Here is a 13,589-nt window from a genome sequence, read left to right as displayed (position 1 = left end):
CGATCAGCCGCCGACGCTGCTGCGGTTGCTGCTGGAGTTGCCGAAGCCACCGCGGCTGGCAGTGACCGCCCGGTTCGGGGTGGCGTTGACCGGGGCCAGGCCGGCCTTGCCGGCGCCGATGCCGCTGGCGGTGTTCAGCCCACCGGTGGACGGGCCCGGACGGGCCCAGCCCTTGGCCTTGTCCTGGTAGGCCGGCGCCGCCGCCGGCTGCTGGGCCAGGCCCGCGCCGCCCCGGTTGCTGAGCATCTGCGACATGAAGAAGCCCATCATCATCGGGCCGATGAACGAGTGGCCGGTGGAGGTCTTCTGTTCCACGCACTGCTCGGCGTTGTACTCGGCCTCACAGGCTTCGCGCGTGGCGTACTTGGGGGCGGCATCGGCCGACTGCTTCTGCGCTTCGGCAAAGGCATTGCGGCAGCTGGACGGATCGCCGGTGGCTTCGGTACAGGCCTGCACCGAGGTATAGAGCCCTTCCTGCACCTGCACGGCCTCGTTCTTCTGGCAGGCGGTGAACAGCAGCGGCGCAGCGCTCATCAGCAGCAGCGCAGTGGTCCTGGAACGTTTCATGGCGTCATGCCCCCTAATGCGGTTATCTCCCCAATCATGCCTGATCGGCGCGAACAACCAAAACCGGCAAAGTCGAAAACATGAACAGCGTTTCAGGATTCGATCGCGCGGCAGCGGCGAAGGTGGTTGCAAACGCAACCGGAATTTTTCGGCAGAATCGAGGCGAAACGCGCCCCCACGGCCCGCCAGATCCTGCCAGCCACCATGCCTGAATACCGCTCCCGCACCTCCACCGCCGGCCGCAACATGGCTGGCGCACGCGCCCTGTGGCGCGCCACCGGGATGACCGATGGCGACTTCCACAAGCCGATCATCGCCGTCGCCAACTCGTTCACCCAGTTCGTGCCCGGCCACGTGCACCTCAAGGACCTCGGCCAGCTCGTGGCGCGCGAGATCGAGCAGGTCGGCGGCGTGGCGAAGGAATTCAACACCATCGCGGTGGATGACGGCATCGCCATGGGCCATGACGGCATGCTGTATTCGCTGCCCAGCCGCGAGATCATCGCCGACTCGGTGGAGTACATGGCCAACGCACACTGCGCCGATGCGCTGGTGTGCATCTCCAACTGCGACAAGATCACCCCCGGCATGCTGATGGCTGCGCTGCGCCTGAACATCCCGGTGGTGTTCGTTTCCGGCGGGCCGATGGAAGCGGGCAAGACGCGCCTGTCCGAGCACAAGCTGGACCTGGTCGATGCCATGGTGATCGCCGCCGATGAAAGCGCCAGCGATGAGAAGGTCGCCGAATACGAGCGCAGCGCCTGCCCCACCTGCGGCTCGTGCTCGGGCATGTTCACCGCCAACTCGATGAACTGCCTGACCGAGGCACTGGGCCTGTCGCTGCCGGGCAACGGCTCGACCCTGGCCACGCACGCCGACCGCGAGCAGCTGTTCCGCCGTGCCGGCCGCCTGATCGTGGAGCTGTGCCACCGCTGGTATGGCGGCGAAGAGATCGGTGCGCTGCCCCGCGGCATCGCCACCCGCCAGGCGTTCGAGAACGCGATGACGCTGGATATCGCGATGGGCGGCTCGACCAACACCATCCTGCACCTGCTGGCGGCGGCGCAGGAGGCGGAAGTGGACTTCGACCTGCATGCCATCGACGCGCTCTCGCGCCGTGTGCCGCAGCTGTGCAAGGTCGCCCCGAACACGCCGAAGTACCACATGGAGGACGTGCATCGCGCCGGCGGCGTGTTCGGCATCCTCGGTGAGCTTGCGCGTGGCGGCCTGCTGCACACCGACGTGCCGACCGTGCACAGCCGCACCCTGGCCGAGGCGATCGCACGTTGGGATGTCGCGGTGAGCACCGATGAGAAAGTGCACGATTTCTTCCGCGCCGGGCCGGCAGGCATCCCGACCCAGATCGCGTTCAGCCAGGCCACGCGCTGGCCGACGCTGGACGTGGACCGCGCCGAAGGCTGCATCCGCGATGTCGCCCATGCGTACTCCGCAGAAGGTGGACTGGCCGTGCTGCGTGGCAACCTGGCCGTGGATGGCTGCGTGGTGAAGACTGCCGGCGTGGATGAATCCATCCATGTGTTCGAAGGCAACGCGCGGGTGTTCGAGAGCCAGGACGCCGCCGTGCAGGGCATCCTCGCCGATGACGTCGTCGCCGGCGACGTGGTCGTGATTCGCTACGAAGGCCCGCGCGGCGGCCCGGGCATGCAGGAGATGCTGTACCCGACCAGCTATCTGAAATCCAAGGGGCTGGGCAAGCAATGCGCCCTGCTCACCGACGGTCGTTTCTCCGGCGGCACCTCCGGGCTGTCGATCGGCCATGCCTCGCCGGAAGCGGCCTCGGGCGGCACCATCGGCCTGGTGCGCAACGGCGACCGCATCCGCATCGACATCCCGGCGCGGCGCATCGATCTGCTGCTGGATGACGCCACGCTGGCGGCACGCCGTGCCGAACAGGATGCACTGGGCTGGAAACCGCGCGAGGCGCGCCCGCGCAAGGTCACCGGCGCGTTGAAAGCCTATGCGTTGCTGGCGACGAGTGCCGACAAGGGCGCGGTGCGGGATCTGGCGAAGCTGGAGGACTGAGAGCGCCTGGAGGCGCCGCCCGGCTTGACCGGCAATGTGCCGTAGGCCAACACTCGCTCCAGACCTCTGCACAAGGATGTGACGATGCACGGCTCGCGCTCTCTGCTGGCTCTGGCCCTGTCGGCCGCCGCCTGTCCCGCCGTTGCCGACGAATGCGCGGTGGATCTCACTGCGATGCTGGCGTTGACGCCGGAGCAGTTCGATCAGGATCTGGGGGGCGGCTGGCGCCCCATGGCGGAGAAGGCGGAGTGCCAGCTGGCGGCCGCCGATCTCATCGCGGCCTATCGTGCGCAGCCCAAGGCCGCCGGCAATAGCACGATGATCTGGCATGAAGCGCAGATGCGTGCACAGGCCGGGCAGGACGCACAGGCGGTCGCATTGATGCGGCAGACCTACAAGCCCGCGCCCGACGCTGGCGGTTGGAATCCCTACGTGGATGCCAGCATCGCCTTCATCGAGAAGGACCGGCCGGCCCTGGCCGCTGCCCGCACGGCGCTGGCAGCCCTGCCAGCGCCGCCGGAGGTGAACGTCAAGGATGGATTTTTCAGCTTCGCGATGCCGAACGGCGAGGTGGTGCAGGTCGCCTGGCCGCCCAACCTCGATGTGGTCGATGCGTTCGTCCGGTGCTTCGGCCAGAGCTACCGGCAGGCGTATTCCGCTCAGTCCTGCCGCCACCCCGACACTACGACCACGCCCGAGGGCCGCACACGCTGATCGGGTCGCAGGAGCTGCCCGTGTTACCCGATCACCCGCTTGAACGGCGGCAGTGAATCGATGATGCGTTTGCCGTAGCGGCGGGTCAGCAGCCGCGAGTCGAGGATGATCACGCGACCGGTATCGGTGGAGGTGCGGATCAACCGGCCGGAGAACTGGGTCAGCGTGCGCAGGGCGTGCGGGATCGCGATCAGGTTGAAGGCGTTCAGGCCGCGGCTTTCGAACCACTCGCTCAGCGTGGAGGTCTGCGGGTCGGTCGGGACCGCGAACGGCACCTGGGTGATCACCACGGTGGTGCAGGCTTCGCCGGGCAGATCCAGGCCTTCGCCGAAGGAATTCAGCCCGAACAACACCGAACCCTCACCGGCCGAGGTACGCCGCAGGTGCTCGTCGATCATCTTCTGCTTGGCGGTCTCGCCCTGCACCAGCACCTGTTTGCGCTGCGCGGCCGGCATCAGCTCGGCCACCTTTTCCATCTTCCAGCGCGAGGTGAACAGCACGATGCTGCCCTTGCCCCAGTCCAGTTCCTTGACCAGGTACTTGGCGATCTCCTTGGGGTGACCTTCCTTGTCGTCCGGGGTGACCGGGAACGCCGGCACGATCAGCTGCGCCTGGTTGGGCAGGTCGAACGGGGAGGCGAGCGAGACCATCTCGGCCTCGGCCGGAATGCCGTTGTCGATCGCCAGCGCCTGGAAGTCGCCGCCGCCGGTCAGCGTGGCCGAGGTCATCACCACCGAGTCCACTTCATCCCAGAGCAGCTTGCGCAGCACGTTGGCGGCCGACACCGGCGAGCCGTGCAGGACCAGGTCGCCATCGCGCGAGAGGGTGATCCAGCGCGCGGTGGGCGGCTGGCCGTCCTTGTCTTCGCGGCGCCAGCCGGTCCACAGGTTGTGCTGCTGCTCGATCATCTCCAGCGCCATGCCGAGGTTGCGCTGCAGGCGTTCGCGCGCGGCATCCTCGGGCTTGCCCTTGGCCACCTGCGTCAACGCGGCATGCGCCCAGTTGAACAGCGCGCGGGTGTCGTCGGCGATGGCCTCGATGTCCGGCATCCAGATCTCCGGCAGGCGGCCGTTCGGGGCGCGCCACATCGGCTCCTGTGCAGACGGGTCCGGCCGCCAGCTGCGGTCGATCACATCGCGGAAGGCCTTGAGCTGCTTGCTGACCTTGGCGGCGACCTCGATCGCCTCGTTGGGGAGCAGGTTGCCCAGCTTGTCCTTGTCCACCGCGCGGTAGGCGGCGGCGATCAGGATCTGCAGGCGGCCGGTGCGCTTGGCCATCTCGTCCAGCGCGAGGCTGGCCGCCCCCTGGTCGATGGCGACGTTGCCGATATGGTGGCCTTCGTCGAGCACCAGCAGCATGTCCGAGGGCGGGGCGATCAGCGGCTGGCCGTTGTCGCTCTCACCGATCGACAGCGCCGACAGCAGCAGCGCGTGATTGGTCACCACGATCTGCGCCTCGCGCACGGTGTTGCGCGAACGCAGCACGGCGCACTGCGCGGCGTAGGCGCACTTGCGCCCGGCGCAGCCCGAGGCCGGCGTGGTGATGCGCGAGCGCAGGGTGTTGCTGATCGTTTCCGGCGCGTTGTCCAGGTCGCCGTTCCAGCGGCCTTCGAGGAAGGCCTTGCTCAGCGACTGCGCCAGGTCCATCTCGATCGGCGCCAACGGGCGATCGAACAGCGGCTGCTCGTCCTCGAACATGCCTTCCTGCGCGCCATCGCCATGCGCTTCGGCGGCATTGCGGGTGCACAGGTAGCGGGTGCGGCCCTTGGCCAGCGCCACCGTCGCTTCGATACCGGTGGCCTTGAGGAAATTGGGGATGTCGCGCTCGACCAGCTGCGACTGCAGCGCCACGGTGCCGGTGCTGATCACCAGCTTCTTTTTGGTCGCCAGCGCGATCGGCACGCCGGCGGTCAGGTAGCCCAGCGACTTGCCGACGCCGGTCGGGGCTTCAACCACGCCCACGCCGCCGCTGTGCGAGAGCGCACGCGACACCACGCCGATCATCTGGCTCTGCGAGCGCCGGGTACTGAAGCCGGGCGTATTGGCCTGCAGCTTGGCGTAGGCGTCGCGGATGCCGGCCTTGAGTTCGTCGTTCAGGGCGCGGGGGGCTTCAACTTTTTCGGTCACGCCGGAGGACTGCCTGACTGGATCACGGTCCCTATTTTCTCACGACCCGGCGGTCGTGACCGGCGCCATTTTCCGCGCCGGTTCATATCCGTGACGCGACCCACGCCAACACTGTGGACCGCGACAGCCTGCTGCATCCGCTCAACGCGGCGGCAGCGGCGCAGCGGGCGGAACGGCGCGGCTGCGCAGCGCGCGGGTCATCGCCCAGACCAGCAGGACCAGGGCAAGCGCCTCGAACAGGTTGAGCGCGAAGTGGCCAGCGCCCAGCAGCTTGGACATCAGCTGCAGGTTTTCGTAGTTGCCCTGCTGCACCATCCACATCGGCACCAGGTTGAGCACCAGGCCGGCCAGCGTGGTCAGCGCCAGCAGGCCCAGCGCGCCCAGGGCAACACTGCGGATCGCCCCGCGCGGGGTGTCCACCACCCAGACCACCGCGACCGCCAGCGCGATCAGTACCGGCAGGCGCACGCCCACCATGGTCAGCATCGAGACCAGCAGGTCCATGTCCACCGGCTCAGTCCTCGCCGGCCAGCGGCGCCAGCCGGTTCCGCAGCTCGGTGTAGACCGCGTCGGTCTGCGGGCGCACCGCGTGCCACTGCAGGAAGCTCTCGGCGGCCTGTTCGACCAGCATGCCCAGGCCATCGACGATGTTGCGGCAGCCGGCCGAGCGCGCCCACGCAGTGAAGGCAATCGCGGCCTCGCCGTAGTTGAGGTCCACGGCGGTGGTCATGCTGTTGACGAGCGAGAGCGGCAGCTTGAATTCCGCGGCGCGGTCGCGGCCGGCCGAGGTGGCGTTGACGATCAACTCGAAATCGCCCAGCTCGCGGATGTCTTCCCAGTAGCGGGTGATCGCGCGGCCCGGCTCGCCCATCGCATCGATCAGCGCGTCGGCGCGCTCCGGGGTGCGGTTGACCACCACCAGCTCCAGGATGCCGGCATCCAGCAGGGCCGGGGCCACGCTGCGGGCCGAGCCGCCGGCGCCGATCAGCAGGGTGCGGCGGCCACGCAGGTCCAGGCCGTGGCGGTCGGTAAGGTCACGGACCAGGCCGATGCCATCGGTGGTGTCGCCATGCCAGCGGTCGCCCTTGCGCAGCAGCGTGTTGACCGCACCGGCGCGGCGCGCGCGCGAGGTCAGCGTGGTGCACAGTGCGAAGGCGGCTTCCTTGTGCGGCGCGGTGATGTTGGCGCCCACGCCGCCCTCGGCGGCGAAGGCCTCCAGCGCTGCCAGGAACTCGGCCGGCGACGCTTCGATCGCACGGTAGTCCAGCGCCAGGCCTTCCTGCCGGCCGAACGTGGCGTGGATGTGCGGCGACTGCGAATGCGCGATGGGCTGGCCGAATACGGCGTAACGGTCGGTCATGGGTTGTCCTGCTCCGGGCCTAGAATGGAACGCAAACCCCAACGGACGCGATGATGCGCATTCCATTGTCTCTGCTCGCGCTGAGCGCCAGTTTACTCTGCACGCCCGCCGCGATGGCGCTTTCCGAATTCGGCATCGAGGGCATGGGCGTGGTCTCGACCAAGGCCAACGAAGCCCAGGCCACGATCGCGCCGGACGGCCAGCGCATCGTGTGGGCCAGCGACCGCGCCGGTGGCCAGGGCGGCTGGGACCTGTGGCAGGCGGTGCTGCGCGACGGCCGCTGGCAGGACCCTGCCCCGCTCGCGCTCAACAGCGCCCACGACGAGCGCGACCCGTACTTCAGCCATGATGGCCGCTGGCTGTACTTCGCCTCCAACCGCAGCGGCGGCCAGGGTGGATTCGACCTGTACCGCGCCCCGGTGACCGCCGATGGCAGCGTCGGGCCCGCGCAGACCCTGCCGGGCCCCCTCAACACGCGCGCGGACGAACGGGCGCCGGCCCTGCGCCCGGACGGGCGCACCCTGCTGTTCTCGCGCAACGGCAAGCACACCCAGGGCGGCTTCGATCTGTACCTGGCGCCCGTGCAGGGCGATGGATGGGGCACCGCGCAGGCCCTGCCCGCCCCGCTCAACACGGCCGCCGACGAGCTCGGGGCGGCCTGGCTGGATAACGAGGGTGCACTGGCGTTCACCCGGGCGAGCGACGGGCGCTCGCAGGTGTTGCTGGCGAGCTGCGATCACCGCCAGGCGGCGGTGCCATTGACGTTGTCGTTCAACACCGCCGACGGCCAGACCGGCGCGCCGGTGGTGGACGCGTCCAAGCCCACGGAGATGGTGCTGGCTGGCATGGCACGCGCACCGCGTGCCGGTGGGCTGGATCTGTACCGGATCAAGGCGCCGGCAGCGCCGCGGGGTATGGGCTGCGGTTGACGCCGCGGGGCCGCAAGGCAGCCACGCGTGGCGTGGCTCTACCCGTGGAGGCGGCGCCGCCCAGCGTCAATGGCCCTGCAGCAGCTCCGCGCGCAGCTGCTCGTACTGCGCCTCGCTGATCTCGCCGTGATCCTTGCGCTGGTTCAACGCCGCCAGCTGTGCCTGCAAGGCGGGCGAAAGCTGCGCCTCACGGGCAATGCGCGCGGCGGCGGAAGGCTGCTCCGGCGCTTGCCGCGCGGCACGGCGCACACCGCGGATCACCAGCCCGATGACCACGGCAAAGGCGAGCACGCCGGCCGTCCAGGTCACCCACTGTAGCCATCCCATCGTCTGCATCATCGTCGTCCTGTATCGGGGTGGGCGCGTATTGTCAGCGTTCGCGCAGCCAACGCGCCACCTGCGGGGCGAAATAGGTCAACACGCCGTCGGCGCCGGCGCGCTTGAAGCCGATCAGCGATTCCATCACGCAGGCTCGCTCGTCCAGCCAGCCATTGGCGAAGGCGGCCTTCATCATCGCGTACTCGCCACTGACCTGATACGCGAAGGTCGGCACGCCGAACTGCTGCTTCACCCGGCGCACCAGGTCCAGGTAGGGCATGCCCGGCTTGACCATGACCATGTCCGCACCTTCTTCCAGGTCCAGCGCGATCTCGCGCATGGCCTCATCGCCGTTGGCCGGGTCCATCTGGTAGGTCTTCTTGTCCGCCTTGCCGAGGCCGGCCGAGCTGCCGACCGCATCGCGGAACGGACCGTAGAACGCCGAGGCGTACTTGGCCGAGTAGGCCATGATGCGCACGTTGACGTGGCCCGCGGCATCCAGCGCACGGCGGATCGCGCCGATGCGGCCGTCCATCATGTCCGAGGGCGAAATGATGTCCACGCCCGCTTCGGCATGCGAGAGCGACTGCTTGACCAGCGCCTCGACCGTGATGTCGTTGAGCACGTAGCCGGCGTCATCGATGATGCCGTCCTGACCATGCGTGGTGTACGGATCCAGCGCGACATCGGTCATCACGCCCAGCTCGGGGAAGCGCGACTTCAGTGCACGCACCGCGCGCTGCGCCAGCCCGTTCCCGTCCCATGCCGCCGCCGCGTCCAGACTCTTGCCGGCCGGATCGATCACCGGGAACAGGTCGATCACCGGGATGCCCAGTTCCAGCGCCTCTTCGGCCACTTTGAGCAGCTCGTCGATCGAGAGCCGTTCCACGCCCGGCATCGAGGCGATCGGCGCGCGGCCGGCCAGCTCGTGCACGAACACCGGATAGATCAGGTCGTCGGTGGTCAGGGTGTTTTCGCGCATGAGGCGGCGCGAGAACTCGTCGTGACGCATGCGGCGGGGGCGATAGTCGGGGTGTGCCATGAGGTGCTCCGGAACGGAAGGCAGGAATTACTGCAGCAGGTACTGCCGCGGTTGCAGGGGCTCGGGCAGCGGCTGGACGCCCAGGCTGTCGAGCAGATCGATTTCGATGGTGCGCACCATCGCATCCAGCGGCAGGTCGTTGGATTCCAGCCCGAACGGCTCCTCCATTTCTTCACCAAGCTGGTCCAGGCCGAAGAATGCATACGCCAACACGGCCGAGACCACCGGCGTGGCCCAGCCTAGCGAACTGGCCAGGCCGAACGGCAGCAGCACGCAGAACAGCCACGCGCAGCGGTGCAGCAGCAGCGTGTAGGCGAACGGCAGCGGGGTGGTCAGGATGCGCTCGCAACCGGCCTGGATGCTGGAGAGCGCATGCAGGCGTGTTTCGAACTGGGTGTACAGGTAGGGATCGAGCTGACCGGCGCGCAGCGCCTGGGCCAGATCGGAGGCGATCATCGCCAGCAGTTGATCCGGCACATTGCGGCGCTGGCCGAAACGCACGCGGTCGGCCTCGGCCACCCACGGCAGCGCCGCCAACGCCACGTCGCGGCCGCGCAGGCGGGCGGCCAGGGCATGCGCGAAGCCGATACACAGCCGGCACACGCGGTCACGCAGCGCCGCATCGTCGACCAGCACGGCCTGGCACAGCCGCGCCAGGCTGCGCGATTCATAGATCAGCTGGCCCCACAGCTTGCGGCCTTCCCACCAACGCTCGAAACAGGCGTTGTTGCGGAAGCTGAGGAAGATCGACAGCACCAGGCCCAGCAGCGTGAACGGCGCTACCGAGACGCGCTCGATGCCCGGCGGGTGCCACAGCTCGGCCAGGGCGGCGACGGCAATGGACAGCAGCAGGATCGCCACGACTTTCGGGGCCACCGCCGGAACGATGGAGCCGCGCAGGATGTAGAGCAGTTGCCAACCGTGGGGACGAGGACGAATGATCATCGGTGCAGGGAGAGCGCCCGGACGGGCGTGGACCGCCGGCGGAGCCGGATGCGGCAGCCGATCATTCTACGCCGATGGTGCCGGGCGGCCGTGAGCTGCGACGGTCGGTCGCACCCGCACGGCTCAGATGATGCCGCCGCCCAGCCCGAGCCGGACGATGCCGACCACCACCACGATGCCGTTGAGCAGCAGCCCGGTCCAAGCCCGGCCGCGCTTGCTGGCGTGGGTGAACAGGATGCCGATGGCAGCAATCACCGCGCCCACCGCGGCGAACGGGATCAGGAACCAGTTGCCCCAGCCCAGCAGCGGGATGAGGGCCACAATCATCCAGAGCAGCGCGACGATGCCCCACAACAGACTGATCAATCCCATGCCCGGCTCCTTGAGGTGAATGCGTGGCCCACCATAGCGGTTCCGGGCGCAGGCGCAAGCGGCAGCGAGACGCCGTTGGCGGGGGCCTCACCGCGGCGGTGCTAGGGTGCACTGGCAGGGGTTGGCACCGATTCAGTCGCCAGCGCCGATCATCCCAGCCATCACACACAGGGGTAACGCCATGAACATCCGATGCGCCGCATTGCTGGGCTTGGCGCTGCTCAGCGCCGGCTGCGCCAGCACCTCCAAGGTCATGCTCGGCCAGGCGCGTGCGCCGGTCGATCCGGCCACGGTGCAGATCTACTCCACCCCGCCGGCGGGCTCACAGGAAATCGCCCAGCTCGAATCGGCCAGTGCGGTCGGCTTCGGCACGCAGGGCCAGACCGATGCGGCCGTCATGCGCCTCAAGCGTGAGGCGGCCGCGCTGGGTGCCAACGGCGTGATCCTGATGGGCGTGGGCTCCAGCGGTTCGCCGGTGGGCATGTCTGTCGGTGCGGGCAGCTACGGCTCGCATGTCGGCGGTGGCGTGGGCATCGGCATTCCGACCACGCAGAAGCGCGCGGCCGGCGTGGCCATCTGGGTACCCAACCCGCCGCCGGCGCCGCGCCTGCCCACGCAGACGATCACGCCGCAGCGCTAACCGGCGCCGCGGTAGGCCACGACCGTGGGTCGTGGCTGCCGGGCCAGCGCACCGACCAACGGTCGGTGCCTAGCGGGAAACGCCCCGCACCTACCGGAACCGAGTCAGCGCTTGGCCGCGCCTTTGTACTTCGGCACGAACACCTCGTTCACTGCCTTGGCCAGCTGGTCCGGCGGCAGCAGGCCCTGGTCCAGCAGGAAGTTGTTGAATGCCAGCCGGTCGAAGCGATCGCCCAGCGCCAGCTCGGTCTGCATGCGCAGCTCAAGGATGCGGGTGTAACCGTAGAAGTAGCTGCCGGCCTGGCCGGGCATGCGCACCATGTAGCGGTCCAGTTCCTGGGTGGCCATCGCCTTGGACAGGCCGACTTCGTCGATCAGCACGCGCTCGGCGTTGGCACGGTCGATCTGGCCCAGGTTGAGCATCGGGTCCAGCATTGCGCGCGCGGCACGCAGCAGGCGGAACTGCAGCGCGATCAGCTGCCCGTCCAGCGGCTCGTACGGCACCATCTCCGCTTCGGCATACAACGCCCAGCCTTCCACGTTGACCGAGTTGAAGGCGAACATGGTGCGCGCCAGCGAGATGCCACGCTCGACCATCGCGGTGAACTGCAGCTCGTGGCCCGGGCGGCCTTCATGCGCGCTCAGCGTCCAGGCGGCTGAGCCGAAGTTGAAATCGTCGTACTGCGCGGCCTTGTCGCCGGCCGCCGGGTTGCCCAGCGGCAGCACGAAGGTGCCCTGCTGGCCGGTGTTGCCGACCAGCGGCGCCGGCAGGAAGTGGGGGGCCGGCGAGGCGGCGCTTTCGGCGGCCGAGCCCAGGCGCATCTGCATCGGGCGCTGCGGCACGTCGACGATCTTCTCGCGGCGGATGATCGGGTCGATCGCATCGATCACACCACGGTAGTGGTGCTCCAGCTGGTCATCGGCAATCTTGTCGCCCTTGAGCGCACGCACCACCGCGACCGGATCGGTGGGGTCGGTGACCTTCAGGCCCTTGGCCTGCACCACCAGCGGTGCCAGCTGGCGCATCGCCGAGCGGGTCTCCATGAATTCCAGCTGGGCCCGCTGCATCAGCAGCGCCGGGGCGATGTCGATGCCCACGCGCTTGAGCTGGTAGGCATACAGCGGCTCGGGCAGGCGCGCGTCGGTGCGGGCCTTGGGCAGCACGTCACGGCGGGTCCAGTCGCGGTACTCGCGCAGCTGGCTGGCGATGGTCTGCAGCGCCTGCTCGGCACCGGCCACCTTGTACTTGCCGAACAACTGCTCGATGCCGCTGATGTAGGTATCCACATTGGCCAGCGACTGCTCGACTTCGATCTTCGTCGGCTGCAGCAGGCCCTTGTCGCCCAGGCGCTCTTCGTAGCGCTGGCGCGACAGCGTGGTCACCGGCTGCGTGCCCGGGGCAAGCCCGGCGTAGGCCTTTAGACGATCCAGCGCCCTGGCGCGGCGCTCGGCGGGTACCTGGTCGGACAGCAGCAGATTGAGGCCGCTGAACACGGTCTGCGGGGTATCGCTCCACGGCAGCAGGTACTTCTCGTTGAGTTCGCTGCCTTCGATGTTCTGGTCGGCGGCGGCGATCATGATCGCCAGGTCCTGGCGGACATTGGGATCGCGCTCGGTGGCGAGCTTGGCCTGCAGCTCACTGCGCGCCTTGGCCATCGCCGCGCGGTAGCGGGCGCCGTTGTCCGGGCCGAAGTCGGCCACCTTGTCGTCGTAGCCCGGCACGCCGAAGAAGCCGGTTTCTTCCGGCTGGAACGGGCCCTGCGCATCCAGCAGGATCTGCGCGAGCTGATTGCTGCGGGTCACCCAGGCCGGCGAAGCGGCGGGCTTGGCGGCTGCCGGCGCGGCCAGGGCCGGGGGAGCCGACAGCGCGGCGGGAACGGACAGCGCAAGCGCAACGGCGAGGACAAGCGGCTTCATGCAGGAACTCCAGGGCAGGATGCCTGCGACCCTACGCACTTGGCGGGTCCGGGGCAATTGGCCGGAGGTCATGCGCCGCTCAGATCTGCAAGGCCTCCGGTGCCGGCGGGCAGTCCCCCTTCGCCCGGCACTCTTCGAGCGCGCAACTGTCCGCGGCTTCGAGGTCGTCCAGGGCGGCCAGATCGATCGCCTCCTTGCCGTCGGTCACCACGTACAGCATCGGGTAGTCCCAGTGCTCGCCGGCGCGCTTGGCATTGAGGAAGATGCGGCCGTTGCCCTGCGGGCCGGACACCGCGATCACGAACTGGCTCTGCCCGTTGGAATGCATCGAGCCGGCCGGCAGGTAGCCATCGCGCAGCGGCTCACCCAGGGCCGCCACCAGTTCGATGTTGCAGCGCGCACGGCGCATGGCTTCCTGGTAGGGCGTGCTGGACTTGCTCCAGTACGCCCACTGGGACAGCGCGAACCCTACCGCGCCCGCTGCCGCCGCCATACCGACCACCACCGCCAGCGGCATCGCCCAGCGCCAGTGGCGACGCCACCAGCCGGTGGGCACGGTCGAACCAGGAAGCGCGGGCGGCAATGTCATCGGCAAACTCCTTGTCAGGCCGGTGGCG

The 13,589-nt window shown here is 68.7% G+C and carries 14 protein-coding genes; 4 read left to right on the top strand and 10 right to left on the bottom strand.

The window, feature by feature from the left end:
- Positions 1–3 precede the first annotated feature (3 nt).
- Positions 4–567: a DUF1190 domain-containing protein gene (locus POS15_RS18660; protein ID WP_019185432.1), complete on the bottom strand. Its 564-nt coding sequence runs from the start codon at positions 565–567 to the stop codon at positions 4–6.
- A gap of 204 nt (positions 568–771) precedes the next feature.
- Between POS15_RS18660 and ilvD the strand changes: the two genes are divergently transcribed.
- Both ilvD and POS15_RS18650 read left to right on the top strand, forming a co-directional pair.
- Complete coding sequence (gene ilvD, locus POS15_RS18655) at positions 772–2,610, top strand: dihydroxy-acid dehydratase (RefSeq protein WP_019185433.1); 1,839 nt, start codon at positions 772–774, stop codon at positions 2,608–2,610.
- Positions 2,611–2,694: 84 nt separating this feature from the next.
- On the top strand, positions 2,695–3,324 hold the full coding sequence (locus POS15_RS18650; protein ID WP_284128634.1) for a hypothetical protein: 630 nt from the start codon (positions 2,695–2,697) through the stop codon (positions 3,322–3,324).
- 23 nt (positions 3,325–3,347) lie between these two features.
- On the opposite strand, the gene dinG is transcribed toward POS15_RS18650, so the two are convergent.
- From dinG to aroE, 3 genes are all read right to left on the bottom strand, one after another.
- Positions 3,348–5,450, bottom strand: coding sequence for an ATP-dependent DNA helicase DinG (gene dinG, locus POS15_RS18645; protein ID WP_019185435.1), 2,103 nt, complete (start codon positions 5,448–5,450; stop codon positions 3,348–3,350).
- Between the two features lie 141 nt (positions 5,451–5,591).
- On the bottom strand, positions 5,592–5,954 hold the full coding sequence (locus POS15_RS18640) for a hypothetical protein (protein WP_019185436.1): 363 nt from the start codon (positions 5,952–5,954) through the stop codon (positions 5,592–5,594).
- Positions 5,955–5,964: 10 nt separating this feature from the next.
- Positions 5,965–6,810 (bottom strand): shikimate dehydrogenase, encoded by an 846-nt coding sequence (gene aroE / locus POS15_RS18635; protein WP_102788661.1) that lies wholly within the window; start codon positions 6,808–6,810, stop codon positions 5,965–5,967.
- A 53-nt stretch (positions 6,811–6,863) separates the two neighbouring features.
- On the opposite strand from aroE, the gene POS15_RS18630 reads away from it, so the two are divergent.
- On the top strand, positions 6,864–7,739 hold the full coding sequence (locus POS15_RS18630) for a TolB-like protein (protein WP_284128633.1): 876 nt from the start codon (positions 6,864–6,866) through the stop codon (positions 7,737–7,739).
- Between the two features lie 66 nt (positions 7,740–7,805).
- On the opposite strand, the gene POS15_RS18625 is transcribed toward POS15_RS18630, so the two are convergent.
- From POS15_RS18625 to POS15_RS18610, 4 genes are all read right to left on the bottom strand, one after another.
- Positions 7,806–8,075 (bottom strand): SHOCT domain-containing protein, encoded by a 270-nt coding sequence (locus POS15_RS18625; RefSeq protein WP_284128632.1) that lies wholly within the window; start codon positions 8,073–8,075, stop codon positions 7,806–7,808.
- Between the two features lie 34 nt (positions 8,076–8,109).
- Positions 8,110–9,099: a porphobilinogen synthase gene (gene hemB, locus POS15_RS18620; RefSeq protein WP_284128631.1), complete on the bottom strand. Its 990-nt coding sequence runs from the start codon at positions 9,097–9,099 to the stop codon at positions 8,110–8,112.
- 27 nt (positions 9,100–9,126) lie between these two features.
- The gene (locus POS15_RS18615; RefSeq protein ID WP_019185441.1) at positions 9,127–10,044 is read right to left on the bottom strand and encodes a bestrophin family protein; all 918 of its coding nucleotides are present in this window, start codon (positions 10,042–10,044) and stop codon (positions 9,127–9,129) included.
- 123 nt (positions 10,045–10,167) lie between these two features.
- Positions 10,168–10,416, bottom strand: coding sequence for a hypothetical protein (locus POS15_RS18610; protein WP_284128630.1), 249 nt, complete (start codon positions 10,414–10,416; stop codon positions 10,168–10,170).
- A gap of 181 nt (positions 10,417–10,597) precedes the next feature.
- On the opposite strand from POS15_RS18610, the gene POS15_RS18605 reads away from it, so the two are divergent.
- The gene (locus POS15_RS18605; protein WP_019185443.1) at positions 10,598–11,056 is read left to right on the top strand and encodes a hypothetical protein; all 459 of its coding nucleotides are present in this window, start codon (positions 10,598–10,600) and stop codon (positions 11,054–11,056) included.
- A 104-nt stretch (positions 11,057–11,160) separates the two neighbouring features.
- Here the strand turns inward: POS15_RS18605 and POS15_RS18600 are convergent, their stop codons facing one another.
- Together POS15_RS18600 and POS15_RS18595 are read right to left on the bottom strand one after the other, a co-directional pair.
- Positions 11,161–12,972 (bottom strand): DUF885 domain-containing protein, encoded by a 1,812-nt coding sequence (locus POS15_RS18600; protein WP_019185444.1) that lies wholly within the window; start codon positions 12,970–12,972, stop codon positions 11,161–11,163.
- A 79-nt stretch (positions 12,973–13,051) separates the two neighbouring features.
- On the bottom strand, positions 13,052–13,561 hold the full coding sequence (locus POS15_RS18595; protein ID WP_046273032.1) for a cytochrome c oxidase assembly factor Coa1 family protein: 510 nt from the start codon (positions 13,559–13,561) through the stop codon (positions 13,052–13,054).
- Between the last annotated feature and the right edge of the window lie 28 nt (positions 13,562–13,589).

Origin of the sequence: Stenotrophomonas sp. BIO128-Bstrain, assembly GCF_030128875.1 — a bacterium.
GTDB lineage: Bacteria > Pseudomonadota > Gammaproteobacteria > Xanthomonadales > Xanthomonadaceae > Stenotrophomonas > Stenotrophomonas bentonitica_A.
Note: the sequence above shows the minus strand (reverse complement) of the source record. Positions and strands in the feature narration are given on the sequence as shown.

Coding starts and splice junctions, on each gene's coding strand:
- POS15_RS18660 (WP_019185432.1), bottom strand. CDS start 567: ATGAAACGTTCCAGGACCACTGCGCTGCTGCTGATGAGCGCTGCGCCG.
- ilvD (WP_019185433.1), top strand. CDS start 772: ATGCCTGAATACCGCTCCCGCACCTCCACCGCCGGCCGCAACATGGCT.
- POS15_RS18650 (WP_284128634.1), top strand. CDS start 2,695: ATGCACGGCTCGCGCTCTCTGCTGGCTCTGGCCCTGTCGGCCGCCGCC.
- POS15_RS18640 (WP_019185436.1), bottom strand. CDS start 5,954: ATGGACCTGCTGGTCTCGATGCTGACCATGGTGGGCGTGCGCCTGCCG.
- aroE (WP_102788661.1), bottom strand. CDS start 6,810: ATGACCGACCGTTACGCCGTATTCGGCCAGCCCATCGCGCATTCGCAG.
- POS15_RS18630 (WP_284128633.1), top strand. CDS start 6,864: ATGCGCATTCCATTGTCTCTGCTCGCGCTGAGCGCCAGTTTACTCTGC.
- POS15_RS18625 (WP_284128632.1), bottom strand. CDS start 8,075: ATGCAGACGATGGGATGGCTACAGTGGGTGACCTGGACGGCCGGCGTG.
- hemB (WP_284128631.1), bottom strand. CDS start 9,099: ATGGCACACCCCGACTATCGCCCCCGCCGCATGCGTCACGACGAGTTC.
- POS15_RS18615 (WP_019185441.1), bottom strand. CDS start 10,044: ATGATCATTCGTCCTCGTCCCCACGGTTGGCAACTGCTCTACATCCTG.
- POS15_RS18610 (WP_284128630.1), bottom strand. CDS start 10,416: ATGGGATTGATCAGTCTGTTGTGGGGCATCGTCGCGCTGCTCTGGATG.
- POS15_RS18605 (WP_019185443.1), top strand. CDS start 10,598: ATGAACATCCGATGCGCCGCATTGCTGGGCTTGGCGCTGCTCAGCGCC.
- POS15_RS18600 (WP_019185444.1), bottom strand. CDS start 12,972: ATGAAGCCGCTTGTCCTCGCCGTTGCGCTTGCGCTGTCCGTTCCCGCC.
- POS15_RS18595 (WP_046273032.1), bottom strand. CDS start 13,561: ATGACATTGCCGCCCGCGCTTCCTGGTTCGACCGTGCCCACCGGCTGG.